This window comes from Micromonospora sp. NPDC005172 (assembly GCF_040608555.1).
Classification (GTDB): domain Bacteria; phylum Actinomycetota; class Actinomycetes; order Mycobacteriales; family Micromonosporaceae; genus Micromonospora.
This window is the reverse complement of sequence record NZ_JBEXIL010000006.1, coordinates 60,852-87,639: the sequence shown is the minus strand read 5'-3', so window position 1 is coordinate 87,639 and position 26,788 is coordinate 60,852. Positions and strand designations below refer to the sequence as shown.

Sequence of the window (26,788 nt, the reverse complement as noted above, 5' to 3'; positions counted from 1 at the left end):
AGGTTGCCTTGCCCGGGGTCTTCCTGCTCGGGGTCGTGGCGCGGGTGGGCGTGGCTCGGGCGGGCGTGGCTCGGGCGGGCGTGGCGCGCTTGCGAGGGATCGGCGTGATCTCGGCCGGTTCGGGCGTGACAGGCGTCGCATCCGGGACGGCCGGCGCTGGCGGGGGTGATGTCGGTGCGACGGCAGCCGTGCTGGTGGCGGTCTTGCGCGGTCGGGGAGCCCGCTTCCTCGGTGGCTGGCCTGTCGGTTCCTGCACCGGGCCGGCCTGCGCCGCGTCCTCGGCGGCGGGCGGCTCGACTGTCACGCTGTCCGTGGCGGCGGGGGCGGGCGCCGGCTGTCGAGGCAGGGGACGGTCCGGCTCAGGTGGCTGGAAGATCACCGGTGCCGCCTTGGCCCGGCGGGGACGCGGGCTCGCCGGTGCCGCAGGCGCGGTCTCGGCGGACTGCTCGGTCACCTGCGGCGGCGTGAACGTGGCCCGCGCCGGGCGCCGACGCGTACGCTCAGCAGGCTCTTGGCGGGTCGGTTCGCTGGGCGGCTGCTCCTGCATATCGATGGAGCGTAGTCCCGATCACGTCGCCGCACAGCGGGGAAATACCGTGGCGGCGTGCCTCGGTCGGCGTACCCCGGAAGTCGTTTTGCTCCCGGTGGGTGCCGACCTGTATCCTCGGGCGCGGTGGTCTGCGGGCCACCAGGGAGACTTCGCCTAGTCTGGTCTATGGCGCCGCACTGCTAATGCGGTTGGGGTCTTAAAGCCCCTCCCGGGTTCGAATCCCGGAGTCTCCGCGCGAAAGCCGGGTGTGTATGCTGGCTGAGCACGAGCGCCCGTAGCTCAATGGATAGAGCATCTGACTACGGATCAGAAGGTTAGGGGTTCGAGTCCCTTCGGGCGCACAAGATCATCAGACGTCTGACCTGCGGAAACGCGGTCAGGCGTTTTTTGTTGATCGTCCCGTTGGACAGTGGGCGGCATGAGATCGGGTCGTGATCTACCCGGGCGCGGGAACCCCCGCGCCCGAGTAGACCTCACAATGATCGTCAGGCGGTCACCGGCGGTCGGACTTGTCAACCACCTCTGCCACTGGTCAGGCGGGTACGAACTGCCACTGCTGGTTGGTCCCGCCGTTGGCGGTCCACTGCACGACCTGCGCCCCTTCGCTGGTCGAGGCCGCGGAGACGTCGGCCACGAGTCCGCTGCTGCGGCTGACGATGGTGTAGTAGCCGTCACCGGTGGGCCGCAGGTACCACGACTGGTTGGCACCGCCATTGGCCGACCACTGCTGTAGCTGCAGGCCCTGCGTGGTGCTGCCGGCGTTGACGTCGAGCATCTTTCCGGAGGCGGTGTAGCGCAGGGTGTACGCGTCCTGCGTGGTACTGATCGTCCAGGTGGGGGAGCCGCTCTGCTGGACCGCCTTGGCGCCGTCGGCGGTGGAGTTGCCGGCGATGGCGAGGGGCTTGCCGCTGTTGCGGTTGACGATGCGGTAGGTGCCTGCTGCCGGCCCGGTTCCACCGCTTCCACTGAGGTTGAGGTACTCGACCGCGTCGGTGAAGACGGTGCTGCCGGACTTGGCGGTCGACAGTTGCAGGTACACGCGGCTGCCGGTGGCGGGGGCGGTGAAGGACACCGGTTGGGTGACCCGTGAGCCGAGCGGGACGGTCAGGGTGCTGTTGCCGGACGCGACGACCGCGCCGGTCGGGCTGTCGAGCCGGGCGGTCCAGGTGAAGCCCACGGAGGTGTTGGTGAAGTCGTCGTTGAACACGGTGATGTTGCGGGTCACCGTGGCGTTGCGGGCGTAGCTGGGCACCGCCTGCGCCAGCGGGAAGCTGCCGTTGGAGTCCGAGTTACCGGAGGCGGACCAGTACGGGAGGTCGATCGCGGCCACCGGGTTGAACGCCGCCTGCACGCGCTGGATCTGCGCGTTGCTCCACGGATCGGGCAGGTTGTCCGCGCCGTAGATGGGGTGACCGCCCTCCTCCGGGGTGAAGTCGGTGGACCGCACGCCCGGCACCACGCTGGCCCAGGCGGACAGCAGCGTGTACGGGCGCAGGTCGGTGGCGCCCTTGCCGCGCTTGGCAGCAGTCGCGGTGGCGAACCACTCGAAGCCCTGCTTGTTGTTGCATGCCGGCCAGATGAACTCGCCCTCGCCGTCGGGCCGCCCGTTCACGCTGACCAGGCCCTCCCCGTACCTGCCGAAGCCGTCGACGTAGTGCGGAATCACCGCGAAGTTGGCGTAGGTCATTCCGGGATACAGGCTGACATTGTTGCCGACGCCCACCTCGACAATGATCGGCCGGGTGCCGTCGGCGCCGTTCATCGCCGCGTACAGGTCCTTCTCGAACTGCTCGGAATCCTGGCCGCTCTGGTTCGGCTCGTTGTTCTGACTCCAGCGGATGATCGCGGGGTGGTTGCGGTCGCGCAGGACCAGCGCACGGGCGTGGTTGATCATGTTGTCGCGGCCGACGGAGTTCTGCCACTCCTGCGAGGACTGGGAGCCGCGAATCGCGACCTCGTCGATGATCATTAGGCCCATCTCGTCGGCGACATCCAACATGTACGGGCTTCCGGGCTCCTGGTGGATGCGCACCACGTTGTAGTTCAGCCGCTGGTAGTTGTCCACCGCCTGCGGCCAGCCGCCGTTGCCGGACGACGGGGGCAGGAAGCCGGGCAGGGTGTGGTACGCGTCGCCCTTGCCGCCGTTCTCGATCCGGTCATAGTCGGCACCCTGGAGGTTGTCGCCGCGGAAGTTCACGCGCACGCCGTTGAGGTAGTAGTAGTCACCGTTCTGGGTGGCCTCCCGGAACCCGAACCGGGACTCGGCGTCGCTCGTCCGGCCGTCGTCGGTGACGGCATGCACCGTCAGCCCGTGCAGCTGCGCCCGGTACCCCGACCGGTACGGCACGTTGGGCCACCAGTACGAGGTGCTGTCGAGGTTCCACGCGACCGGACCGACGGTCACGGTCGCGATCGAGTTGGCCGCCACGGTGACCGTACGGCTGGGCAGTCCCGGGTAGCTGAAAGCCGTTCCGTTGTGGGACGACAGCGACCCGGTCAACGTCACCGACCGGGAACTGCCCGACGTGTTCCGCACCGTCACGTCGTAGGTCAGCGTCTTGTTCGCCACCGACGTACGCACGAATGTGTCGCTGACGTACACCGCCGGGTACACCCGCAGGAACGCGGACCCGAAGATCCCCTGCGGTATCGCCTCGGACCACGTGGCGGCGTCGGGCACCAGGTACCGGCCGTTGGATGCCTTCAACGCGCCGCGGCCCTTCACGTTCACGGTGATCGTGTGGGTGGTGCCGGGCGCCGCGTATGCGCTGATGTCGAAGTTCGACGGGGTGAACGCCGTCGTCTGGGTGGCGACCACGCGGCCGTCGACCGACAGTGTCGCCTGGTGATTGACGGCGCCGAACTCGATCCAGGTCGACTGCGGCTGCCCCGATTCCGGCACGGTGATGCTGCGCGAGTACACCGCCTCGTTCACGGTGGTGAAGCCCTGCTTGTACCAGCCGCCACCGGGTACCGCGATCGTGGTCGCCCCCCGACCCGCGGGCGTGAAGTTCCATGTCCCGCTCAGATCGACCGAGGCGATCGCGGCGCTACCGGCCGCCACACCGTCAAGTCCGGCGGCCGCGACACTCTGCGTCTCGACCGGCGCGGCCAGGGCCGACCCGGGGGTCGCCAGGGTCAGCCCACCCAGCGTCAGGGGCAGGGCGAGCGCCACGGTCGCGGCCAACCCTCTGGCCAACGCCGACAATCGGCCACCCCAGTGGACGTTCGTATCATGCACGGTTGCCTCCTGTGACTCATCCGCCAGCTCCGCAAGACCGGTTCAGGGCACAGCCTTCAAGGCCGAGTCTCGAACCGATTCGACAAATTTGCCGGCGTCGCCGACCAGCCGGAAAGGCTGGTTGCGGCCTTAATACATAGGTATGTATTAATGGGTGCGTCGAGCGTGAAGTCAAGGTTTCAAGACGGTTAACTCCTGCTCCTGATGCCTCGCAGGCTTCGGGTGGCCGCCGATAGATAAAGCCCTACCGGAGTGCGAGGTCATCGCGCTCAGGCATTCCGTGTCGCCGACCCACCGACGTAGTGCCGATCGAATAGCGAACCGATTCGCCGCTGCGGCGCCGGCCGCGTTAGACGCTGAAGGTGTGGACAGCCCGTGGTCTTCGGTGAAGTCGGCGGGCGCCCGGCCTGACTTGTTCGGTTCGAAATTGGAGTTAGGGTGCTGGCAGGGAACGTGCCTTGCCAGCGTCACGGGAGGGTTGCGGGCTCTTAACGGTGAGTGTCTGACTGCGTAGACATGACTACGCAATCATACAGGACTATGGCTGGCGATGGGAGGTGCCGTGACGCGACTGGCGAGGCCGGGCGAAAGCCCTCCGACGCCGCGCAGCGTGGACGTCGCGCGGCTGGCCGGCGTCTCCCAGAAGACGGTGTCCAGGGTCCTCAACGACGAGCCGTATGTCTCGGCCGACGTGCGCCGGCGGGTCCTGGACGCCGCCGAGGAGCTCGGCTACCGGCGCAACCAGGCGGCCCGGGCGCTGGCCTCCGGGCGGACCCGGTCGATCGGCGTGGTGACGCTCGGCAGCGCCTTGTACGGGCCGGCGTCATGGCTCATGGGCATCGAGCGGGCGGTCCGGGAGGTGGGCTACACGCTGCGGGTGGCCGCCACGATCGAGGGCGACCCGGGCGGCATCGCGAGCGCCCTGGCGTCGCTGCTGGGCCAGGGCGTGGACGGCGTCGTCATCTCCGAGCCGATCGACGAGGGCGTCGGCCTCATCAGCGTCGACGTGCCGGTCCTGGTCCTCGGCGCGCCGCCCACCTTCGCCGCGCCGCAGGTGGTGACCGCCAGGGTCGGCGCGGGCAGGCTCGCGCGGGCCGCGACCGAGCACCTGCTGGGGCTGGGGCACGCGACCGTCCATCATTTGGCCGGCCCGCAGCGGTGGTATTCGGCACGGGACCGTCTCGCCGGCTGGCGCGAGGCGCTGCGAGCCCACGGCGCGGACGAGCCGCCGGTCGTCGAGGGCGACTGGTCGGCCGCGTCCGGCTACGCGGCGGGCCGGGAACTGGCCGGCGACGGCACCGTGACCGCGGTGTTCGCCGCGAACGACGACATGGCGATCGGTCTCATCCGCGCGCAGCTCGAGGCCGGGCGCCGCGTGCCCGAGGACATCAGCGTCGTCGGGTTCGACGACATCCCGGTCGCCGCCTACGTCACTCCCCCGCTCACCACCGTGCGGCAGCCGTTCGACGAGGTCGCGCGGCAGGGCCTCGCGCTGCTGGTACAGGTCATCGAGAAGCCGGACGTCGAGCTTCCACCGGCGGCCGACCAACCGGTCGAGCTCGTCGTCCGCGCCTCGACGGCTCCACCACCGCCCCGGCCGATCCCGGAACGTGGCCGCCGAGCGATCCCCCAGGCCCACGGTGGCCCGCACGGTCAGCCCGCCGGCAGCGAAGTCCCATCCACCCAGCCCTGATCAACGTAGATCCGTCCACCCTCCACGATCCCTGTGCCGAGAAGGCGCGAGCGTGCAGGCCAGAGTCCACGTCGCGACGAGGAGTGCTGGTGGTGCTCCCGACACGGGCACCTCGCGCGCCAACACCGGCACGATCGCCGCGGACCCAACCGCCGCCGCGCCCGTCGCCACCGATCGAGCGGACGGCAGGATCGGCTGCTTGCGCAGGGCGTGGGCCTGGGAGGGCGCACTTGGACTTGAACGGACCGAAAGGGTTGCGGCCGGACGAGTTTTAGGTGGAGTTCTATTTGTAGGGTTATGCGCTCGGAGCTTTGGACTACGGATCAGAAGGTTAGGGGTTCGAGTCCCTTCGGGCGCACAAGATCAAGAGGGCCTGGCCTGCGGAAACGCAAGTCGGGCCCTTCGCCTTTCTGTCCCTTGCGGGCGTTCGGCTGCTCGTCCGACAACCGTCCCCGATCTACCAAGCGCCGAGGGTCAGGTGCGGGCGTCCCGCGCCTGACCCTCGGCGTCCACTACTGCGTCGTCGCAGCCTAGGCCTGCACCGCCGGGGCCCAGGAGAAGATGGCGTTGTCCGCCGTGCTGCACGGGTAGAGGATCACGTCGGAGCCGTTCGACGTGGTGCTGCCCTGCACGTTGAGACACTTCGTGGAGTTCAGCCGGCTCTTGAACTGGTAGAAGTCGAAGCCGCCGATCTTCCGTACGAACTGCGGGTACCACTGGTCGTTCATCGTCGTGCTGCCACCACAGTTGTACTGGACGATCTTCGTGCTGTTGGCGTCCGTGCTGCCCTTGATGTTGGCGCACATGCCCGTCTTGCCGTTGATGATCCGCTGGTAGCCACCGGAGGTGGGCCGGAAGATCCAGCGCTGGTGCAGCGGCGTGACGCCCCCGCTCCAGGTTGCGCAGGTGTAGACCTGGACCTGCGCGCTCGGCGCGGTCGAACCACCCTGAACTTCGACGCACTTGTCGACGGCGCTCGCGGGGAAGATCTCCCACGGTCCGTTGTCCGCAGCGTAGGCAGCGGACGGCCCGACCAGCCCAGCGGCGGCCACCCCGACCAACGCCGCGAAGACAGCGGCGAATTTGCGCAGCTTCATACTCGTTCCCCCCAATGATCGAACAAGCAACGGGCACGACCCTACCCGGGGCAGTCAGACATGTGCATCCCTGAGTGCACTGCCGGATGGCAGGTGCGGGCACCTGTCGAGCGGTGTGAGGGCGCGAGCGACGTGGGCAGCGGGCCGCACGTAGGCCCAGCAGGAGTCGCGCACGCAGCGCGGGCGGGTTCGCGTGTCGTCAGGGCCTCGGCGTGCGTGTCTGGGGCTGCCCCATCTCCGCCAGCAGCCCGGGAGGGGTAAGGGCTACGGCTTCTCGGCGACGAACGTCCCGCGCCCGGTGAAGGTGACGACGAGCCCTCGTTCCCGCAGCAGCCGTACCGCTGCGCGGACCGTGCCACGAGCTACGCCGTGCTCCTGCTGCAACGTCGCCTCGCTCGGGAGCGGCTGACGAGGCTTGAGCTTCCCGGATTCGATCTGCTTGGCGAGGAGATCGGCGAGCTGGATGTAGAAGGGGACCGGGCTCATCTCGTCAATCATGATCGACACGATATGGACGCGCTACACGGGATAGTCGTTGGGTACAGGTAACCTGGGCTAGGCAGGCTGGCCGGGCTGTACAGGCTGTATAGGTTCGACTACCCTCAGGGTCAGCCATTCGCCCAGGTAGGAGCCACCTCGTGAAGCTCTGGCCGCTCCCTCGCCGTCGAGAAGCGCTCGATCGAACCGATCCTGCGGAGCCGTGCACGGAGGGTGAGCGGTGAGCGCGGTGCCCTTCGAGGTGGAGCTTTCCTGGACGGTGATCGACTACCACCGGATGCAGAGGTGCAGTCGCTGCCACCCGGACGGCTGGTGTCCGAGGGCTGCGGTGGCCCGAGCGCGGATCCTGGCTTGGCGACGGGCGGTGGGTCGTGCACCCATTCAGGAGTGGTGACCTCCTGCTCCTCACGCGGGCGGCCAGCGTCCAGTTCTCCCGGCCGTTCTTCGTCCGGCTCATCCGTGTCCTGGAAGACCGGATCACGTACGACGGGTGGGTCTGGATCGAAGGGTATGAGCTTGACGCCCGAGGCGCGGCGGTAGCCCGGCGGGAACTCTTCGTCCAGCCCGCCGGGGTCCGGAAGCTCCCGGGCGCCCGGTCGTGCCGCAGCAAGAGATCTCCGTAGTCCATCACCGCGGTTCCGCCTCGATCCCGTTTATCTGCCCCTAGCGTGGAGAAAGGGCCACCTCGGGTACGAGGGACGGAGAGGTGATGACAACCACCGCGGACGAGGGCAGGCTCGGCCGGGTCGGCCTCCGACTGCCCGGAGTCGTGCTGGGGCTGGGGCTCGGCGGCTTCGCCGACGGGATCTTCCTGCACCAGGTCTTCCAGTGGCACCACATGCTCACCAGCACGAACGAGGATCGAATCGGGGTGCGGTACTACAACCCGCACACGGTCTCGGGCCTGGAGATGAACACCGTCTGGGACGGCATCTTCCACGTCGTGTGCTGGCTGGCAGTGCTGCTTGGCCTGGCCATCCTGTACTCGCGCGTCAGTCACGACCGCCGCAGGGTGTGGGGCTCCCGCGTGCTCTGGGGCTGGATCATCGCGGGCTGGGGGTTGTTCAACCTCGTCGAGGGCGTGGTGGACCATCAGATCCTCGGCATCCACCATGTTCGCGGTGGCCCTCACCAACTCTGGTGGGACATCGGGTTCCTCTTCTTCGGCGCGCTGCTGCTGATCGGCGGCTGGTTGCTCCAGCGCGGTGGCAGGGTCGCCGACTCCGACCGCGAGGTCTGATGGATCCCCACCCGCACCACGAGAGTGCGGCGCTGGGGGTTGGCCTGGGCGAGACGGTGGTGCCCGCCGTCGTCCTGCTCGCCTGCGCGGGCCTCTATCTGCACCTGGCGGGGCGGGCACGCCGTCGGAACCCGGTGCAGGGTTGGAACCGCTGGCGTACGGCGAGCTTCGCCGTCGGGCTGCTCCTGCTGGCCGTGGCGCTCCTGCCGCCGCTGGCGCCCTTCGCCCACACCGACTTCCGCGGCCACATGACCCAACACCTGCTCATCGGCATGTACGCCCCGCTCGCGCTGGTGCTCGCCGCCCCGGTGACGCTGGTGCTGCGGGCTCTGCCCGCGCCCCGGGCCCGCCAACTGACCGCCCTGCTGCACAGCGTTCCGGTTCGGGTGCTGACCCACCCGGCGGTGGCTTTCCTGCTCTCCACCGCCAGCCTCGCCGTGCTCTACTTCACCCCGCTCTACCACCTCGCCGCCGGCGGTCCGGTCGGTCACTGGCTGCTGCACACCCACTTCCTGCTCTCCGGCTGCCTCTTCGCCTACGTCATCGCCGGCCCCGACCCCGCGCCCCGGCGGCCCGAGGTCCGCACCCGGCTGGTCTACCTCGGTCTCGCAATCGCGACCCACGCCGTCATCTCGCAACTGATGTACGGCGGTTTCTGGGTCGACATCCACGCCCCGATCCCACAGGTGCAGGGTGGAGCGCAGCTCATGTACTACGGCGGGGACATCGCCGAGCTGCTCCTCGCCGCCGCCCTCGTGGCGACCTGGCGACCCGAGCGCCGCAGCCGGTCCGGCGACACCCCCGCGCCGCAGCGCTCGCACGTGGTATCAATCTCCGATAGGCAATAAATCTGGGCAAAGTCGGGCGGCGATATGTCGACAGGCGCAGCAACGCTGCTTCGCAAGTCGGCGCAGCCGCAACGGCCGAGTCTCCTGGAACTCTTCTTCGACCTGGTGTTCGTCTTCGCGCTCAACCGGGTCTCTCATCGGCTCGTCGAAGACCTGACCGAGCGAAGGATGGTTCTCGCCGAAGTCGGCGAGACGTTGCTGTTGCTGATGGCCTTCATGTCACTGTGGTTCGTCACGGCCTGGGTCACCGATCTCTACAACTCCGAGCGGCCACAGGTCCAGTTTGTGGTCTACACGGCCATGCTCGGCGCCCTGATGATGGCGGTTACGGTGCCGCAGGCGTTCGGTACCGGGGGTCTGGTCTTCGCCGGCTCGTACGTGGCGGTACACATCGTTCGTGGCCTCGTCATCGTGCCGGCGTTGCGGGGTCTCGAGGCCCAGAGCCGTGCGGCGGGCGTACTCCTGTGGTTCTCGATGTCCGCCGTGCCGTGGATCGTCGGAGCGCTCCTGCCGGATGCGGCGCGGGCGGTGCTGTGGGCGCTCGCGATCGCCATCGACGGCACGGCGTTGCTGCTCTTCTACCCTGTGCCGTGGAACATCTCCAGCCGACCGAGGTGGCCCGTGTCGGCGGAGTACATCTCCGAACGGTACCGACAGTTTTTCATCATCGCGCTCGGTGAGCTGATCCTGACCACCGGATCGGCCTACAGCGACACGTCGTTCCAGAAGGGCGGCGCCGCCGCGGCGTTCGCCGTCTCGTTCGCCACGACCGTGCTGATGTTCCGGGTGTACCTCTTCAAGGCGGGCCAGCTGCTGCCCGGGGCGCTCGACGCCGCCCGTAACCCGGCGCACCTCATCCGGGAGGCGTTCCTCGCCCACATGCTCATGGTCGTCGGCACCGTTGCCATCGCCGTCGGCTACGAAATCGTGATCACCCATCCGTCCGGGCACACCGACGCGTCCTGGATCGTCGCCATCCTCGGTGGACCGGTGATCTTTCTGGCCGGGCGTGCCCTGGTCGAACACGCGGTGTTCGCGCGGGTGTCCCGCTCGCGGCTGATCGGCGTCTTCCTGCTGGTCGCCGTCTCGCCCGCAATGATCCTCGTCCCGCCACTGGCCGTGGCCGTCACCGCCGTCGTCGTCCTGGGCGGCATCGCCACCTCGGACGCGATTCGCGCCATGGGCAAACCGCCCGAGCACCCGTCCCCGCCGGGTGCCGGAGGTTGACCAACCGGTCGCGGGCTGGTGCATCCACGTGCTTGACGGTGGTTGGCGATTCCTCCAGTAGAGTCGCATCTATGGCTCTTTGTCCGTCTGTGCGTGCATGGCTTGGCGTGGCTGTCAGCGGGCGGCCATTCCGCACGCTGGTGGTCGGCTGCTGGACAGGCTGATGTCCAGGAGGTGGCACTTCCGGCGGCGGACACGGTCGGCGGACGAGGCTGCGCTGCAGGACAGCGCTCTCAGAGACCCCAGCCGGACCGTGTTCTTCAGTGATGGGGTCTTCGCCATCTCCATCACGCTCCTGGTGCTGGAGATCCACCCGCCGGAGGACACCGCCTACCTGGGTCGGGGTCTCGTCGAGCTGTGGCCATCGTTCCTGGCGTACGTGCTGAGCTTCTTCCTGATCGCCTCGATCTGGGCCAACCACCATGTCATATTCGACCAGGTCGTCGCGGCTGATCGAGGGCTGCTCCTGCTCAACACCGTGCTGCTGATGACCGTGGCGTTCCTGCCGTTCGCGGCGTCCGTACTCGCCGCAGCCTTCCGCAACGGGGCGGGTGAGCCGCTAGCCGTGTTGTTCTTCGGTGGCTCCTTCGGCGTGGGCGCGATCTTCTTCAATGCCCTCTGGTGGTACGCGTTGCGTACACCGAGGCTGTTGAATTCGCGGGTCAGTGCGCACGCGGGCAGGCTCGTGGGCAGACGTTTTCTGGCGGGACCGGTGCTGACTCTCCTCGGCGCGGCGGTCGGCGCGTTCGCCCCCGCTGCGGGGCTGGCTTTCTACGCCCTGATGATCCCTGTCTTCTGGCTGCCCCTGCCCGCGCTCGAACCAGTCCCTCTCGGCGATGAGAGTCGCTGATCGTGCCGGTCGGCGACTCCCTGTCGGCCGGCAGCGCAGGACGCGGGGGAGGCGGAGAACCGCCGTCCCCCGCGCGGCTGCTCAGGGGCTGGTGCAGGTCGGCGACGGGTTGGTCGGCGTACCGGAGCCGAGGAAGCCGAACGTCGTCGTTGTGCCCGGTGCCAGCGAACCGTTGTACACCGCGTTGCGGACGGTCGCTGCCGAGCCGCTGGTGCTCAGGGTGCCGTTCCAGACCTGACTGATGCTCTGGCCGTTCCCCAGGGTCCAGCGGACGGTCCACCCGTCGACGGCGGCGGTGCCGGCGGTCACGGTGACCTCACCCTGGAAGCCTCCGGACCACGAGTTGACCGTGCGATAGGTGGCGGTGCAGGCGGCACCCGAGGGAGGCGGCGTGGTCGGCGGTGGCGTGGTGGGTGGTGGCGTGGTCGGGGGCGGTGTGGTCGGGGGCGGTGTGGTGGGCGTACCCGTGGTGGGCGGTGGTGTCGGCTCACCCGGCGGCACCAGGGGACAGGTGGCGCTGTACCGCGACACACCCCGGTTGTCCGCCAGCGGGCAGAGGAACTGGGTGTAGCGCGTGTCGTTGTCGAGGAACGTCTTCAACCAGGGGATCAGGAGCCGCATCTCGGTCGGGTTCGACCTGGTGAAGGAGAGGTGGTCGTTGCCGGCCAGCTCGGCCCAGGCGTGTTCGACGGTGGCCGGCAGGCTGTTGTAGATCCCCTGGACGTACGAGGGCGTGACCGTGCCGTCGTTCTGGCCGGAGATGAGCATGGTGGGCACCTGGGTGCTGGACATGTTCAGGTTGTTTCCGGGGGTGCCCGGTGCGAGACCGACAGCCGTCTTCAGGGTGGGTCGCCGGAGCGACGCGAGCAGGGTCCCGGCGCCGCCCGCCGAGTGGCCCATCACGCCCAGCCGGTTCGGGTCGACCCGGCTGCGGACCGGGCTGGTCCGCGTGAGGTAGTCCAACGCGGCGAGCAGTTGGGTGGCGCGGGCGTCGGCGCCGTCGGTGCGGCTGTTGGTCTCGATGCCGATCACCACGAACCCGAACGAGGCCAGCCAGGGGCCCATCCAGGCCTCCTCGTTGGCGAACAGGGCGGAGTAGCCGGGGACGATCGCGATCGCGCCCCAGGTGCCCAGGCTGGTGTCGGTGGGGTAGTAGACGTACCCGCCGTTGAAGCCGTTGCCGGTCGGGACGGTCGCCTGCGTCGTGGCGAACGGGCCCCGGGTGGCGGCCACGCTGGCCAGGGTGGGGTCCGGGCCCCGCTGGTACGGGCTGTCCGCGACCGCCGCGTCCCGGGTCGTCGTCGCCAGTGCCAGGCCGAGGGCCACGGCCAGTGCCCCCGTCAGCCATCTGGCGGTACCGAGCCGCTTCATCGACGGCTCCACTGCTGGTTGGTCTGGCCGGTGCAGGTCCAGAGGACGAGCTTGGTGCCGTTGGCGGTGCCCTGGTTGTAGGGGTCCAGGCAGAGGCCGGACTGCACGCCGGTGATGGTGCCGTTGGCGTTGACGTTCCACTGCTGGTTCGTGCCGCCGTGGCAGTCGTAGATGGAGACCAGGGTGCCCGGCGAGGTGCCGTAGCCGGCGGCGTCGAGACACTTGTTGCCGTACACCGTCAGGGCCTTGCCGGACGTGTAGGTCCACTGCTGGTTGGTGCGGCCGTGGCAGTCCCACAACTGCATCTGGGTGCCGTTGGTGGTGGAGGAGCCGGGGACGTCGACGCACCGGCCGGACAGCGTGCCCACGAGGGTGGTGGTGGTCTGGCCGCCGCCGCTGCTCGGATCGCCGATGCTGCCGGGGACCGACTGCAACGCGCTGTACCAGCGGGCGGCCATCTTGTCGTAACCGCCGGCGGTGGGGTGGACGCCGTCGATCAGGTCGGCGGTGGTGAGCGCGCTGTGCATGTCGACCAGGTGCACCCGCTTACCGGCGTTGACCTTGCTCTGCACGATGCCGGGGATCGCCGCGTTGAACGTACGAGCGGCGTTCTCCTGGTTGCTGTTGGACAGCGGGATGAGCTGCGCCACGAACACCTCGGCGGTGGGCGCGGTGGTGGTGATCTTGTCGATCAGCGTGGAGAGCCGGTTCGGCGCGGTGCTCACGTTGTAGTTCTGCAGGATGTCGTTGGTGCCGATGTGCAGCAGGACGGTCTGCGGGCGTTGGGTGTTCAACCAGTTGACGATGTTCGCGTCGATCTGGTCGATGCGCCAGCCGGGGTGCCCCTGGTGGTCGTGGTCGCCGAGGCTGGCGGGCCCGTTGAACTGCGATCCGACGAAGTCCACCGTGTACCGGCCACTGGCGAGACGCTGCCAGAGCCCGATGCGGTAGCCGCCGGGCACCTGCGTGCCCTCGGTGATGGAGTCACCGAGGGGCATCACGCGTACGCCGCCGTTGGATTCCGCGCTGGCCGGCGAAATGGGTGTCACCACTCCGGCGACCACGACACCGAGCGCCGCGAGTGTCGCGAGCCATCGTGCCCTCGTTCGCATGTCTTCTCCCCTGGATCGGTCGAGCTGGCCGAGGGCGTTGGCCGATCGGTAGGGCCGCCACGGGCAGCCGGCAACCTCGGGGGCCGGCGGACCGAGCAGCCGCCGGCTGCCGGGCGTTGCCCGGCTCGCGCCGATCGTCAGATCGGCACGGCGTTGCTGCCTCAGCACTGGGACGAGTGTGAGCGTTAACAGAGACGAGTGTAGATTCATCGAACCGTCCTGGTCTACCTCGGCGGCGACCGCACCCGGGCGAGCACTTCAGCGGCGGTGGCCCCGGTCACTGACCTGCGGGCCGGTCTGTGGCAGCGTGCAGGGGCGACCGTCGCCGTGCCTTGCACGCTGCCGTACCGAGAGAAGGCCATGCTCGCCAGGTCCGCCGAGACACTCCCTCCGTCCCCCGTCGTCGAACTGTGCGACGTGACGTTCCGGCGGGACGGCAAGCAGATCCTGCACGGCATCGACCTCACCGTGCGCGAAGGCGAGCACTGGGCGCTCCTCGGCCCGAACGGCGCGGGCAAGAGCACGCTGCTGGGCTTCTGCGGCGCGCTCACCCATCCGAGCTCGGGAATCGTGCGCATCCTCGGTCAGCAACTCGGCCGCGTCGACCTGCAACAGTTGCGCAGGGCGATCGGTCACGTGAACCCCCGCCATCCGCTGCGGTCGCCGCTGACCATCCGTGAGGTCGTCCTGACCGGGCTCGTCGGGTCGGTGGACCTGCCGCCACGCTGGCGGCCGACCCAGGATGACCGTGAACGGACGGATTCCCTGCTGAGCACGTTCGGGCTGGTCGACAGGGCCGACGAACGCTGGCCCACCCTCTCGCAGGGCGAGCGGGGTCGTGCCCTGATCGTCCGGGCTCTCATCAGTCAGCCGCGACTGCTGCTGCTGGACGAGCCCTCGACCGGTCTCGACGTCGCGGCCCGCGAACAGTTGCTCGAGACCATCGACCTTCTCCGCGCGACCCACCCCCGCCTCGCCTCGATCATGGTCACCCACCACCTCGAGGAACTTCCGGCCACGACCACCCACGCGATGTTGATCAGCGGCGGCAGCGTGGTCGCCGCCGGCCCGGCCGACGAAACGGTCACGACCGCGCAGGTTTCGGCGGCCTTCGCGCACCCCATCGAGGTACGCCACGAGGACGGGCGTTGGGCGGCCCGCGCCGGGTCCGTCCGGCGGCTGGCGGCCGCCACCGGCTGAATTCCTTTCCGGTACGCCTTGTGGGTGAACGGTCGATCAAATATCACGCGGTTTTGATCGGCGCGCGGATTTCGCCCGTAAAAGGATTCAGGTGGGCGCGAACCTGCCCGCCTGAATCGGAGGAATCTCATGCCCAGCATGTCTCGTTCCCGTTTCCGGGGACTCCTGGTCGTCGGAGTGGCCGGTCTTCTCGCGGCGGCCGGAGCGGTGACCCATCAGGCGTCCGCGGCCGAGGTGGCCGCCCCGGCCGCCGTCGGCGCCGACGCCCGCCGGGTCGACATCCCGCGAATCGCCGCAGCGATCAAGCCGCCGGCAGGTTCTCGACCGGTCGGCGCGTACGTCGTCACCCGGGGAACGCAGACCTACACCTGTACCGGTGGCGTGTTCACCGGCGCTTCCGTGCCGGAGGCCCAGCTCCTCGGGACCGGCGGTCGGATCCACCACTTCAAGGGACCGAGCTGGCAGTCCCAGCGCGACAACTCCCTGATCACCGCCAAGAAGACGGCGGAGAGCCCGCGTGCGGGGACGATCCCGGAGTTGCTGCTGACGGTGGACAGCCACACCGGCACCGGCACGCTCGGCAAGGTGGCGTACATCAGTCGGCTCCGGACCTCGGGCGGCGCGGCCCCGGCGGGCGCCTGCACGGACGGTGCCACGAAGGCCGTGCCGTACGGCGCGGTCTACGTCTTCTGGGCGGCGAGGCGGTAACCCCCGGCGACGAGCCTTCCCGCTCGACAACCGCTGGTACAGCAGGCTGTACTTTCCGCCGCGGACGCTGCCGAGGGTGCCCACCGTGACCTATGTTGGCGCGGGAGGTGGGTGGCGATGGCATACGTGCGGGGCCGGCTGCGCGCCTCGGTCGACGCCCTCGAACACCTCGTCGGCGGGCTCGGAACCGCGCTGCTCGCGTTGGGCGCGTTGCTCTGGGTGATGGTCGTGGCGGTGACCTGTCTGACCGGGCTGGGGCTTCGCCTGGTGCCCGGCGCCCTGCGGTCGGTGCGCTCGGTGGCCGACCGGGAGCGGGGTCGGCTGTCCCGCTGGGGCACGTCGATACCCGCGCCGGGGCCGGTGCAGGACGGGCTGCGGGAGGCGGCACGCGATCCGTTCGTGCGCCGGGAGCTGGGCTGGCTCACGCTCCACTCGACAATCGGGCTGGTGTTGGGGCTGGTCGGCCTCGCCCTGCCGGTCAACGCCGTCCAGGACATCACCTTTCCGCTGTGGTACCGGCTGGTCCCGCCCGAGGACGGCGCCCCGGGGTTCGTCTGGTGGCGTGTCGACGAGCTGTCCGAGGCGCTGCTGGTGGGCCTGCTCGGGGTGGGCCTGCTGGTCGCCGCGTTCGGGTTCGGTCCGGCGCTGGCCCGGGTCCAGGCCTGGCCGGGCCGATTGCTGCTGCCTCCGCCGCCGGGAATCGACCTGTCGCTGCGGGTGGCCGCGCTGACCGCCACCCGGGCTGCCGCGCTGGACGCCCACGCGCTGGAACTGCGCCGCATCGAGCGGTCGCTGCACGACGGTACGCAGAATCGGCTGGTCGCGGTCAACGTGTTGCTGGGAGCAGCGCGGCGAGCCGTGCGGCGCGACCCCGAGCGTGCCGACGAGATCCTCGGGCGGGCGCAGGACGCTGCGGAACAGGCGCTCGGCGAACTGCGTACGGTGGTGCGGGGCATCCTGCCGCCCGTGCTGGACGACCGAGGGCTGGCCGGCGCGCTGGCGGGCCTCGCCGGCAGTTGCGCGGTGCCCTGCCGGCTCGCGGTCGACGTGGCCGTCCGCTGCGCGGCCTCGGTCGAGGCCACCGCGTACTTCGTGGTGGCCGAGGCGCTGACCAACGTCGTTCGGCACAGTGGCGCGAGCCAGGTGGATGTCGCCGTGCGCCGTGAGCCGGGACTGCTGTTGGTGACCATCGAGGACGACGGGCGTGGCGACGCCGACGAGGCGCACGGCTCCGGGCTCACCGGCATCCGCCGGCGGGTCGAGGCGTACGACGGCCGGATGACACTGACCAGCCCATCGGGAGGACCGACGAGGATGCACGTGGAGTTGCCATGCGGATCGTGATCGCGGAGGACGACCCACTGCTGCGCGAGGGGTTGGCGCTGCTGTTGCGGGCCGAGGAGTTGGACGTCGTCGCCACCGCCGGCACACCCGGCGAGTTCCTGGTCGCCGTCGACGAGCACGCGCCGGACGTGGCGATCGTGGACGTACGCATGCCGCCGACCCACACGGACGAGGGCATCGTGGCCGCTGTGGAGGCCCGGCGACGGCGGCCCGGCCTCGCGGTGCTGGTCCTGTCGGCGTACGTCGAGCAGGCGTTCGCCACCGACCTGTTCTCGGTGGGCGCCGTCGGGCTGGGCTATCTGTTGAAGGAGCGGGTCGGCCGGGTCGAGGAGTTCCTCGCCGCGCTGCGCCGTGTCGCGGACGGCGGCAGCGTGATCGACCCGGAGGTGGTGGCCCAGTTGTTGGCCCGCAACCGCCGGTCGGACGGGGCGCTGGGCGAGTTGTCACCCCGCGAGCGGGAGGTGCTGGGGCTGATGGCCGAAGGGCTCGGCAACACCGCGATCGCCGAGCGGCTGTTCGTCACCGACGGCGCGGTGCACAAGCACATCCGCAGCATCTTCGCCAAACTCCAGCTACCGCCGGACGACCGCGCCGACCGGCGGGTCACCGCGGTGCTGCGTTACCTGGACGGTGGGCAGCGGTAAGCAGCGAGCCGGTGACAGACCGCTGCCCGGCGCCCCGTTGCGGGGTGCCGGGCAGCGGCGGTGCTCAGAGGCTGATCCGGTCGAACTTCTCCCAGCTACTGATCGACGTACGGTTGGCGATGAGGGGCTTCGTGCCCTTGCTCTCCGCCACCACGTACCTGCCGTTGGCCGCGGCCCGCAGGCTGATCGTGCCGTCCGAGTTCTTGATGATGGTGAACTTCTCCCAGGTGCTGACCTTGGTCCGGTTGGCGATCAGCGGCTTGGCACCCTTGCTCTCCGCGCTCACGTACCGACCGTTGGACCGGGAGCGGAGCGCCACGTAGCTGCCGCCCGCACTGATCACGTCGAACTGCTCCCACCGGGCAACAGTCGTGCGACTGGCGATCAGCGGCTTGGCGCCGGCGCTCTCGGCCACCACGTACCGCTTGTTGGCCCGCGAGCGGAGCGCGACCGGAGGCGCGGCCACCGGTGCGCTGGTGAGCTTGGTGAGCGCCGCGTAGGTGCCGTTGAAGACGTTCTGGCTGTAGTTGCCGGGCTGGCTCGGGTTGCCGGCGGCGTACTGCCAGATGGTCTCCGTGGTCCAACCCGCCGGCAGCGGCGGACGAGCGGCGGTGTAGCCGGCGATGTCCAACGGGTTCGCGCCGAACGACGCGTTCTTTCCGGTGCAGGGGTTCCAGTAGTTGGTGTTCGTGTAGATCATCGGAGGCCTGCCGATACGTGCCTTGATCTGGTCGGTGAAGGCCTTGATCCAGTTCGACATCTCGGTCGGGGTGAGCCCGTAACAGGTGGGCGCGCCGCTCCAGTAGGGCCATTCGATGTCGACCATCGGCACGAGGGTCTGGCCGTCCTTGGCGAACTTCGCGTTGTCGACGAAGTAGTTGGCCTCGTTGATCGGGTCGCGGCTGTCCGGACGGGTGAAGTGGTAGGCGCCGACCAGAAGGCCGGCGTCCTTGGCCGCCGCGTAGTCCTCGGCGAAGTACGGATTGAGGTACGTCCTGCCTTCCGTCGCCTTGACGTAGGCGAACTTCACGCCGCTCGCCGCGACCGCGGGCCAGTTGATCGGGCCGAGGTTGTGGTCGTGGCTGGAGACGTCGATGCCCCGGACCGTGTAACCCGCCGGGATGGCGGCGCTCTTGGCCATCGCGCTGCTGCGCGCGCCCGGGGCGATGCCGGCGTTCGCTCGGCCGCCACCGTCGACGGACGGGTCTGCGGCCTGCGCCGGATGCGAGACGCCGAGCGCCGTACCGACCACGAGGCCGGCGGACATCAGCACGCAGAGCAGTCTTCTATGCATGTGAGGTGGGTTTCTCCTGGTCGCTGAGTCGAGGCGTCCGTCGCCGTGGCTGCGGGGCTCGCTACGCCTGCGCGCCGCCGACGGGTGGCTCATCGATGTGGGTCCGCAGAGTATCCCTTGTCGACGGCAGGTCGCGCTGTCCGGTGGGCCGAAATCAGATCATCGGTAGGACGCGTCGAGCCGTACGGTGGAAATCAACCCCCCGTAAAGTTCCGAGCCATACCGTGGGGAATTTTCTCCGATTCTCCGTTGACGCGGCACCGCTTACTCTATTGTTTCAATCCTCCCCCGAGGGGTATCTGCGCTTCCGCTGAACGCCTGGCAGATGTGAGTGGGAGGCATTGATGAAGGCAGTCGTCTATCACGGCACGGGCGACATCAGGGTAGACGATGTCCCCGAGCCGAAAATTGAACAGCCGACCGACGCCATTGTACGAGTGACGACGGCGGCGATCTGCGGTACCGACCTGCACTTCATCCGCGGCACGATGTCCGAGATGGAGCAGGGGCGCATCCTCGGTCATGAGGGCGTCGGCGTGGTCGAGGAGGTCGGCTCGCAGGTCCGCAGCTTCAAGCCGGGTGATCGCGTACTCATTTCGGCGGTACTTGGTTGTGGCTCCTGCTCCTACTGTCGGCGCGGCTACTTCGCGCAATGCGACGACATCAACCCCTACGGCCCGCGGTCCGGCACGGCATCCTTCGGATCGCCAAAGCCCCAGGGCCCTTTCAACGGTCTACAGGCCGAGTACGCGCGGGTTCCCTTCGCCCACACCAATCTCTTCCGACTGCCGGACACCGTCACGGACGATCAGGCGATCACCCTGTCCGACATCTACCCGACCGGCTACTTCGGCGCGGTCCTCGCCAACGTGCGGGACGGAAATATCGCCACGGTGTGGGGCTGCGGTCCGGTCGGTCAGTTCGCCGTGGTGTCGGCGTTCCAGCGCGGCGCGTCGCGGGTCATCGCGATCGACGGGCATGCCGACCGTCTGGAGAAGGCGAGACTCCACGGCGCCGAGGTGGTCAACTTCAACGAGGTGGACCCGGTGCAGGCCGTCATGGAGCTGACCGGCGGCATCGGCGCCGACTGCGCGGTGGACGCCGTCGGGGTGGACGCGGAGAGCGCCAAGGCCGGGCCCGCCGCCGAGGGTGCACGCGAGGCCGCCGAGCAGAACCGCAACGAGCAGCGGGAGATCTCCCCCGACGCCAACCAGGACGTGACCGACGGCCGGTGGAAGCCGGGCGACGCCCCCACCCAGGCACAGACCTGGGCTGTCGAGAGCCTCGCCAAGATGGGCACCCTCGGCATCGTGGGCGTCTACCCGGCGAACGACCGCTACTTCCCGATCGGCACCGTGCTGGGCCGCAACCTCACCGTGCAGGCCGGTAACGGCAACCACCCGCGCTACATCCCGAAGCTGTTGGCGATGGTCGAGTCGGGCCGCATCGACCCGGCGACGGTGGTGACGCAGCACGAGCCGGTGACGGACGCGCTCAGTGCGTACCGGGAGTTCGATCTCCGCAGCCCGGGATGGCTCAAGGTCGCACTGCGGCCCTGACCAGCTTTTCCACAGCACGACAACCAACACGAGCCGAAGGACGGGACGGAAATGACGGACAAGGCACTGAGCGGGGTCAGGATCGCGGTTCTCGCCACCGACATGGTGGAGACTCCCGAGCTGGTCGAGCCGTGGAACGCACTCAAGGCGGCCGGCGCGGACCTGGAGCTGATCTCCAACAAGGGCGGCACGATCCAGCTCTTCAACCACTACGACAAGGGCGACACCTTCCCGGTGGACAAGCAGGTCGGCGAGGTCTCGGCGGCGGACTACGCGGCGCTGGTGCTGCCCGGCGGCGTCGGCAATCCGGACACGATGCGGACGAACCCGACGGCCGTCCAGTTCGTGCGGGACTTCTTCGACGCCGGCAAGCCGGTCGCCGCGATCTGCCACGCCCTCTGGCTGCTGGCCGAGGCCGACGTCGCGCGGGGCCGGACGATGACGTCCTGGCCGTCGCTGCGTACCGACCTGCTCAACGCCGGCGCGACCTGGGTCGACCAGGAGGTCGTCGTCGACGACAACCTGGTGACGAGCCGGAAGCCCGACGACATTCCGGCCTTCAACCCGAAGGTGATCGAACTGTTCGCGGCACGAGCGCGCTGAGGGGGCGGCATGCTCATCATCACCGCGAAGTTCCGGGTACGGCCCGAGGACGCCAAGCAGTGGCCGGAGACGGTCGCCGACCTCACCCGCGCGACCCGGGCCGAGACCGGGTGCCTGTGGTTCGACTGGTCGCGCAGCGTCGACGACCCGAACGAGTACATCCTGATCGAGTCCTACCGGGACGAGGCGGCGATGAACGCGCACCTTCGGTCGGACCACTTCCGGCAGGCTCAGCGGGACCTGCCGCCACGACTGGTCGAGACGGTGCAGACCGTTCGGGCGACCATCGCGCAGGACGGCTGGACGCCGTTCCCGGACCTCGCCGTACCCGCGGGCAACAGCTAGCGAACCAGGGCGGGGGCCAGAGCGGCTCCCGCCCCGCCGTCGACGGTCACGCCGACACGAGGGGGGCTCTTGAGCAGGAACACGGCTGACGGTGAGCACAAACCCGGGGAACTCCGCACGGTGCTGACCGTCGTGGCCGTCGGGATCGCGCTGGCCATGACGTTCGTGGCCTCGTACACCCTGGCACTGGACCGGCCGCCGCCGCGGCGCATCGCCGCGGCGCTCGTGGGTGGCGAGACGAGCGACGGAGCGATCGCCCAACAGCTGAGGTCGAGCATGCGTGGCGCACTCGAATATCGGAGCTACCCGACCGCCGAAGCGGCCGAACACGCCATCGAGCAGCAGAAGGTCTACGCGGCCCTGATCGTCGACCCGGGTGGGTCTCGGCTACTGGTCGCCAGCGCCGCCGGCAACTCCCTCGCCCAGATGCTGCGCAACGCCGCTCTCAAGCTGGACGAGCAGGGCGGACGGAAACTGGTCGTCACCGACGTCCGGCCACTGCCCGACACCGACCGCTCCGGCCTTGCCGCCTTCTACGCGATGATCGCCGCAACCCTGCTCGGCTTCCTCACCGCCCTGCAACTGCGGATGAACGTCGGCCGACTACCGCTGCGGACCTGGCTCTCCATCATCGCCGGACTCGCCGTTATCGGCGGACTGGCGCTGGCGGTCGTCGTGGGCCCGGTTCTCGGGGCGCTTCCCGCGTCCCTGCCGGCCCTGTGGGGCACACTGGCCGCCCAGATCGCCGTCACCGGTCTCTTCGGCACGCTGATGGTGATCCTCATCGGCCGCTGGGCGGTGGTGCCGACCTGGTTGATCTTCATCGCGATCGGCAACGCGGCGTCGGGCGGTGCCGTGGCGACCGCCCTGCTCCCGCAACCGTACCGCACCATCAGCGACATCCACCCGAACGGGTGCGTCGTCGCGCTGCTGCAGACCACGTCGTACTTCCCCGAGGCGATCGGCGTACGACCCCTGCTCGTCGAGGCGGTGTGGCTGGTCGTCCTGCTCGGACTCGTCCTGCTCAGCGCCCGCTTGGTGCGCAACGGTCCGCGCTGGAAGTAGCGATCACACCGGAACGGGCGCGGCCCCGGTCCCGAGGAGGGACCGGGGCCGCACCGCGTCGTCACTGGATGAAACTCCACAGCTGGTCGCGCTGGCCGGGGACGATGTCCCACTGCTCGACCCACTTGCCGTTCCAGGTGCCGTCCGACACCGGTCCCAGGTCGTCGCCGAGGATGTCCAGCGTCTTGCCGGTCGCGTGGTTGCGGATGAACCACTTGCCGCCGCCCGCATCCTGCAGGTACCACTGCTGCGTCGGGTCGGCCGGGTTCAGCTTCACCTGGAGGACCTTCGCGCCGTCCCACGTTCCGCCGGACTCCAGGCCCAGGGCGTGACCGCTGAAGGTGTTCACGAAGACGATGTAGCCGGCGGCCGGGGCCGCCGTCACCTTCCAGTACTGATCGGCCTGGTCCCTCTTCAGCCAGAGCTGGACGTGCGCGCCGACACTCTTGTTGGTGTCCTGGTCCGGCAGCTCGGCCACCGAGTTCGTGTGGTCGTTCAGCAGCTTGTACTTCTGACCCACCCGAAGCCCCGCGATGGTCGCCGGTGGGGCCTGCGGACTGCCGGCGGCCGGGCTGGGCGAGGTGGTGGACGTGCCCTGGCCCTGGGACCCACCGCCGGCCGGGGGAACGGCGCCGGGGCTGGCACCCGTCGGCGTCGGCGTCATCGCCGGGCTCGGGCTCGGGCTCGCGGGCGTCGGCGAACTGCCGGGCTTGGCCGGGCCGCCGCCCAGCCGGGTGTCCTTCTCGTACGCGGAGACGTAGCGCGGCGTCGTGTCGGCGAGCTGGGGAACGTTCGCCCTGGGCACCCCACCGGCCGCGCGGACCGCCATGTCGCCCCACTGGAAGGCGGCGAGAGCGAGCCGGTACGGCTCGGCGCCGTTCAGGTCGGTCAGCTGTGCGCCCAGGTCGCACATGGCCATGCCGAGCGCCGGAATGGCGTCGTTCGGGTTCCACACCGAGGCGGACGCCGTGGCACGGTACTGGCTCCACAGCTCCGGGCTGAACTGGGCGATGCCCTGGTTGCCCTCCGGCGACCGCAGGTTGGCGTCGAACTTCGACGCTGCCATGAGCTGCGCCGCCACCAGTGGTGGCGGGACGGCCGGGCACACCGAGCCGGCCTTGCGGATCGCGGCGACGTAGGCCTCCGGCACGGGGATCGGTGCCGACGGCGAGGACTGTGCGGCCTTGGCGTCGATGCGGAACGGCTGCTGGTCGGCGTACCAGCGCGCGTACGCCTCGAGGCGGTTGACGTAGACGCGGGCGGCGTCCGGAATGCCCTTGGCCCGGGTGACAGCCGTGAGTCCGCTCGTTTCGGCCGCCATGGCCAGCGGCCACAGGTCGCCGGTGAGCCCGGCGGCCCGCAGTCGGCCAGCGGTGTCGCAGGTGTGGTGGGCCAGGGCGTAGATGTTGGCCTCGCTGTCGGCCCGGTTTGCGGTCTTCGTCGGGCGCCAGAGCTTCCAGTCGTCGTCGTCGAGACCGGCGACGCCCCGGCTGTCGCCCGTGTTGAAGCCCGACGCCATCATGATCTGGGCGGACAGGCGGGACGGGTTCAACGTCGGGCACGACAGGGACGCCGCGACGATCGTCTCGGACAGCGCGGGCGGCACCGGCGTGCCGGCGACCGCCTCTGCGGCCACCGCTGCGGGACCGTCCCCCGCCATCGGCAGAACACCAGCCATGAGGGTAAGGACACCTAACCCGGCGATCGCCGCGTGCCGGCGGCGGAGTCGGGGCAACTGCCATCGGTTGGGTCGAGGACTTCGGCTGAACGGAGTCACTGCTACACACCTTCACGCCACGGTGGTACGGGTCGACGAGGTAACGGCCCGACACTGATGCCGGTTCACGCTTTCGCTTCGTCGCCGAAGAAAATTCGTCGACATCGTGAACCGGTGGATGGCCCACCTCGTCTGGCTGGCGTGGTCGACCGGCGTGCCGGTCGGGCGGCCGCGCGGAGAAGTCCGGGGCGACGACGAAGGTGAATCCATGTCCTGCAACACCCGCTCGGCCGGACGCGTCAGCCTGGTCGCCGCGATGGTCCTGGCGCTGCTCGGCCTCACCGCGCAGGCGGCGTCCGCCGTCGCCGAGGACGTCAAGTACTACACGGTGACCACGTCGTACGCCGGGAAGCCGGAGAACCTGACGGAGGTCGCCGACCGGTTCCTGGGCAGTGGCTCCCGATCGTCGGAGATCTTCAATCTGAACGCCGGCCGGAAGCAACCCGACGGCCAGGCCCTGACCGATCCGGCGAAGCTCAACCCGGGTTGGATGTTGATCCTGCCGTGGGACGCGGTCGGTGCCGGCGTGCAGCACGGAGCCCTCGGGGACAAGTCACCCACCACCGTGCCGTCGCCCGGTCCGAGGCCGCAGTCGTCGCCGTCCCCCGGCGCGACGAAGCCCGGCAAGGGCACGACACCGCCGGGTCCGACCACGAAGCCCGGCAAGACCACCAAGCCGGGTACGAAACCGAAGCCGGGCCAGTGCGCGACCGCCTCGACGTCCTCTTCCAAGTCGAACTGGGCCACCCTCCGACTCGCACCCGACCAGGCGTGGCCCACGAGTAAGGGCAACGGTCAGCTGGTCGCCGTGGTCGACTCCGGCGTCGACGGCAGCCTCCCGCAGGTGGCCGGCCACGTCTCGGAGGGGATGGACATCATCGCCGGCTCGGGTCGGGGCGACACCGACTGCCTGGGGACCGGCACCGGGATGGCGGGGCTCATCGTGAGCCAGGACCGGGGGTCGAGCGGTATCGCTCCCGATGCCACCGTCATGCCCGTCCGGATCACCGACGCCGCCGGCAAGGCCCGCGCCGAGGACAGCGCGTCGGCGATCACGGCGGCCGCCGAGGCGGGCGCGACGGTGATCGCGCTCGGGTCACACGTGGACACCAACGACCCCGGCGTCATCGCGGCGGTCAACGGCGCGGTGGGCAAGGACGTCGTCGTGGTGGCGTGCTCCCCGTTGTCCTCCGTGGTGGTGGCGCAGGACGCCAGGACAAGCCCGGGCCTGCTGCGGGTCGGCGGCATCGGCATGGACGGGCAGTGGGCGGCGGACTACCACCTCGGCGGTATCGACGTGGTGGCGCCCGGTGTCAACATCACCGAACTCGGCATCACCGGCACCGGTTCGTCGGCACGGTCGGGCACCCAGTACGCGGTGGCATTCGTGGCCGGTGCCGCGGCGCTGGTACGGGCCGCGTACCCGGATCTGACGGCGCAGCAGGTGGCCCACCGGATCGAGGCGACGGCGCAGAAGATGGGCAGCGGCAAGGTGCCGGACGCCCGGTACGGCTACGGCCTGATCGACCTGGCGGCGTCGGTGACCACACGGCTCCCGGAGGAGGTCACCAAGGCCAAGGTCGGCGGCATGCCGGTGAGCGGCGGTGGGATGACCGATGGCCGTACCACGCTGCTCGTGATCGTGACCCTCCTGGCGCTCGTCGCGGCGGTGATGCTGGTCCTGCGCGTGCGGCGGTTGCTGCGTGAAGACCGCGCCCAGGACGAGGATTCCTTCACCGAACCCAGCCCGGCACGAGGCTGATCCGAGGGTCGGACGTCCCCCTCGGGACACGACGGACGTCCCCTTTCGGGGACGTCCGTCGGTGCGCGGCAACGTCATGACAGGTGTGGTGATCGCTGGCATGGTGGCCGGGTGCCACATATGTCCTCAGGTCTTCGTGGCCCGGACGAACCCGAGGCCGCCCAGATCGTCCCGTACCAGTCGGCGGCCGCGACCGATGAGAGCGACGAGGAAGCGCTGCGACACCTGGAGCAGGTCCACGGACCGGTGCTGCTCAGCTTCCTGACCCGACTGACGCGCGGCGACGTCCACCGAGCCCAGGACATCGTCCAGGAGGTGCTGCTCAGAGCATGGCGGCACCCGGGTGCCCGCAACGCGGACGGGCGCTGGAGCCGGGGTTGGCTCCTCACCGTGGCCAAGCGCATCTTCATCGACCAGCTTCGCGCCGCGAACGTGCGCCCCGACGAGCGTTCCGACGAGTTCATCGACACGCACGCGGGCGCGGGCGACGCTTTCGAGCGAATGATCGACGCGCAGGAGGTGCGCGCGGCCCTCAACTCACTTCCGGAGCGGCTGCGCGTCACGCTCGTCGAGGTGTACTTCCAGGAACGGTCCGTGGCCGAGGTCGCCGAACTGCTGGCCGTCCCGCCGGGCACCGTGAAGTCGCGGAGCTTCTACGGGCTCAAGGCGCTCCGTGAGGCGCTCATCGCCCGAGGATTCGTGTTCCGGCCTCCGACGAAAGAACGAATGTCCGACGAACCGTGAACCGCCGCCGTCGCCG

23 protein-coding genes and 2 tRNA genes are annotated in these 26,788 nt (G+C 69.4%); 18 read left to right on the top strand and 7 right to left on the bottom strand.

From position 1 onward, the window contains the following. The first annotated feature begins 692 nt into the window (after nt 1-692). Nucleotides 693-783: transfer RNA gene (locus ABZV06_RS06075), tRNA-Ser, on the top strand. 35 nt (nt 784-818) lie between these two features. Continuing rightward, nucleotides 819-891, top strand: a tRNA-Arg gene (locus ABZV06_RS06070). Nucleotides 892-1,082: 191 nt separating this feature from the next. Here ABZV06_RS06070 and ABZV06_RS06065 read toward each other — a convergent pair. Further along, nucleotides 1,083-3,791 carry an RICIN domain-containing protein gene (locus tag ABZV06_RS06065; protein WP_355619059.1) on the bottom strand — a complete coding sequence of 903 codons (2,709 nt, stop codon included), beginning with the start codon at nt 3,789-3,791 and terminating at the stop codon, nt 1,083-1,085. Between the two features lie 562 nt (nt 3,792-4,353). On the opposite strand from ABZV06_RS06065, the gene ABZV06_RS06060 reads away from it, so the two are divergent. Next, nucleotides 4,354-5,484: a LacI family DNA-binding transcriptional regulator gene (locus ABZV06_RS06060; protein ID WP_355240556.1), complete on the top strand. Its 1,131-nt coding sequence runs from the start codon at nt 4,354-4,356 to the stop codon at nt 5,482-5,484. A gap of 530 nt (nt 5,485-6,014) precedes the next feature. Here ABZV06_RS06060 and ABZV06_RS06055 read toward each other — a convergent pair. Next, nucleotides 6,015-6,581: an RICIN domain-containing protein gene (locus ABZV06_RS06055; protein ID WP_355619057.1), complete on the bottom strand. Its 567-nt coding sequence runs from the start codon at nt 6,579-6,581 to the stop codon at nt 6,015-6,017. 264 nt (nt 6,582-6,845) lie between these two features. After that, the gene (locus tag ABZV06_RS06050; protein ID WP_355240562.1) at nt 6,846-7,079 is read right to left on the bottom strand and encodes a GntR family transcriptional regulator; all 234 of its coding nucleotides are present in this window, start codon (nt 7,077-7,079) and stop codon (nt 6,846-6,848) included. Between the two features lie 371 nt (nt 7,080-7,450). On the opposite strand from ABZV06_RS06050, the gene ABZV06_RS06045 reads away from it, so the two are divergent. From ABZV06_RS06045 to ABZV06_RS06025, 5 genes are all read left to right on the top strand, one after another. Continuing rightward, nucleotides 7,451-7,702 carry a hypothetical protein gene (locus tag ABZV06_RS06045; RefSeq protein WP_355240565.1) on the top strand — a complete coding sequence of 84 codons (252 nt, stop codon included), beginning with the start codon at nt 7,451-7,453 and terminating at the stop codon, nt 7,700-7,702. A gap of 86 nt (nt 7,703-7,788) precedes the next feature. Further along, the gene (locus tag ABZV06_RS06040; RefSeq protein ID WP_355619054.1) at nt 7,789-8,319 is read left to right on the top strand and encodes a DUF2243 domain-containing protein; all 531 of its coding nucleotides are present in this window, start codon (nt 7,789-7,791) and stop codon (nt 8,317-8,319) included. Continuing rightward, nucleotides 8,319-9,167, top strand: a complete 849-nt coding sequence (locus ABZV06_RS06035) for a cytochrome c oxidase assembly protein (RefSeq protein ID WP_355619051.1) — start codon at nt 8,319-8,321, stop codon at nt 9,165-9,167. Before ABZV06_RS06040 ends, ABZV06_RS06035 begins: the two co-directional genes overlap by 1 nt. Before the next feature lie 24 nt (nt 9,168-9,191). Then, nucleotides 9,192-10,394, top strand: a complete 1,203-nt coding sequence (locus ABZV06_RS06030) for a low temperature requirement protein A (protein ID WP_355619048.1) — start codon at nt 9,192-9,194, stop codon at nt 10,392-10,394. 253 nt (nt 10,395-10,647) lie between these two features. After that, the gene (locus tag ABZV06_RS06025; RefSeq protein WP_355619046.1) at nt 10,648-11,244 is read left to right on the top strand and encodes a TMEM175 family protein; all 597 of its coding nucleotides are present in this window, start codon (nt 10,648-10,650) and stop codon (nt 11,242-11,244) included. 81 nt (nt 11,245-11,325) lie between these two features. Here ABZV06_RS06025 and ABZV06_RS06020 read toward each other — a convergent pair whose 3' ends face one another. Then, on the bottom strand, nt 11,326-12,615 hold the full coding sequence (locus ABZV06_RS06020) for a cellulose binding domain-containing protein (RefSeq protein WP_355619043.1): 1,290 nt from the start codon (nt 12,613-12,615) through the stop codon (nt 11,326-11,328). Beyond that, nucleotides 12,612-13,727: a ricin-type beta-trefoil lectin domain protein gene (locus tag ABZV06_RS06015; RefSeq protein WP_355619040.1), complete on the bottom strand. Its 1,116-nt coding sequence runs from the start codon at nt 13,725-13,727 to the stop codon at nt 12,612-12,614. Before ABZV06_RS06015 ends, ABZV06_RS06020 begins: the two co-directional genes overlap by 4 nt. A 360-nt stretch (nt 13,728-14,087) precedes the next feature. Here ABZV06_RS06015 and ABZV06_RS06010 point away from each other — a divergent pair, with 360 nt between their 5' ends. From ABZV06_RS06010 to ABZV06_RS05995, 4 genes are all read left to right on the top strand, one after another. Continuing rightward, complete coding sequence (locus ABZV06_RS06010) at nt 14,088-14,927, top strand: ATP-binding cassette domain-containing protein (protein WP_355619037.1); 840 nt, start codon at nt 14,088-14,090, stop codon at nt 14,925-14,927. 138 nt (nt 14,928-15,065) lie between these two features. Continuing rightward, nucleotides 15,066-15,635, top strand: coding sequence for a DUF3455 domain-containing protein (locus tag ABZV06_RS06005; protein ID WP_355619034.1), 570 nt, complete (start codon nt 15,066-15,068; stop codon nt 15,633-15,635). A gap of 117 nt (nt 15,636-15,752) precedes the next feature. Further along, a complete protein-coding gene (locus tag ABZV06_RS06000; protein WP_355619031.1) occupies nt 15,753-16,979 on the top strand; it encodes a sensor domain-containing protein in 1,227 nt (408 codons plus the stop codon). Beyond that, a complete protein-coding gene (locus ABZV06_RS05995; RefSeq protein ID WP_355240594.1) occupies nt 16,967-17,623 on the top strand; it encodes a response regulator transcription factor in 657 nt (218 codons plus the stop codon). The genes ABZV06_RS06000 and ABZV06_RS05995 overlap by 13 nt, the downstream gene beginning before the upstream one ends. A gap of 64 nt (nt 17,624-17,687) precedes the next feature. On the opposite strand, the gene ABZV06_RS05990 is transcribed toward ABZV06_RS05995, so the two are convergent. After that, the gene (locus ABZV06_RS05990) at nt 17,688-18,917 is read right to left on the bottom strand and encodes a GH25 family lysozyme (RefSeq protein WP_355240597.1); all 1,230 of its coding nucleotides are present in this window, start codon (nt 18,915-18,917) and stop codon (nt 17,688-17,690) included. A 344-nt stretch (nt 18,918-19,261) separates the two neighbouring features. On the opposite strand from ABZV06_RS05990, the gene ABZV06_RS05985 reads away from it, so the two are divergent. The 4 genes from ABZV06_RS05985 to ABZV06_RS05970 all read left to right on the top strand — a co-directional run bounded on the left by ABZV06_RS05985 (nt 19,262) and on the right by ABZV06_RS05970 (nt 22,489). Further along, nucleotides 19,262-20,476 carry an alcohol dehydrogenase catalytic domain-containing protein gene (locus ABZV06_RS05985; protein ID WP_355619028.1) on the top strand — a complete coding sequence of 405 codons (1,215 nt, stop codon included), beginning with the start codon at nt 19,262-19,264 and terminating at the stop codon, nt 20,474-20,476. A 51-nt stretch (nt 20,477-20,527) separates the two neighbouring features. Further along, the gene (locus tag ABZV06_RS05980; RefSeq protein WP_355619025.1) at nt 20,528-21,079 is read left to right on the top strand and encodes a type 1 glutamine amidotransferase domain-containing protein; all 552 of its coding nucleotides are present in this window, start codon (nt 20,528-20,530) and stop codon (nt 21,077-21,079) included. Between the two features lie 9 nt (nt 21,080-21,088). Then, complete coding sequence (locus tag ABZV06_RS05975; protein ID WP_355619022.1) at nt 21,089-21,424, top strand: putative quinol monooxygenase; 336 nt, start codon at nt 21,089-21,091, stop codon at nt 21,422-21,424. A 69-nt stretch (nt 21,425-21,493) separates the two neighbouring features. Continuing rightward, entirely contained in the window at nt 21,494-22,489 is a 996-nt protein-coding gene (locus ABZV06_RS05970) for a hypothetical protein (RefSeq protein ID WP_355619019.1), read from the top strand. A 61-nt stretch (nt 22,490-22,550) separates the two neighbouring features. Here the strand turns inward: ABZV06_RS05970 and ABZV06_RS05965 are convergent, their stop codons facing one another. Beyond that, nucleotides 22,551-24,167: an RICIN domain-containing protein gene (locus ABZV06_RS05965; RefSeq protein ID WP_355619016.1), complete on the bottom strand. Its 1,617-nt coding sequence runs from the start codon at nt 24,165-24,167 to the stop codon at nt 22,551-22,553. Between the two features lie 307 nt (nt 24,168-24,474). Between ABZV06_RS05965 and ABZV06_RS05960 the strand changes: the two genes are divergently transcribed. Both ABZV06_RS05960 and ABZV06_RS05955 read left to right on the top strand, forming a co-directional pair. Next, complete coding sequence (locus ABZV06_RS05960; RefSeq protein ID WP_355240614.1) at nt 24,475-26,028, top strand: S8 family serine peptidase; 1,554 nt, start codon at nt 24,475-24,477, stop codon at nt 26,026-26,028. 120 nt (nt 26,029-26,148) lie between these two features. Then, a complete protein-coding gene (locus ABZV06_RS05955) occupies nt 26,149-26,772 on the top strand; it encodes a sigma-70 family RNA polymerase sigma factor (RefSeq protein WP_355240617.1) in 624 nt (207 codons plus the stop codon). Nucleotides 26,773-26,788: the final 16 nt, after the last annotated feature.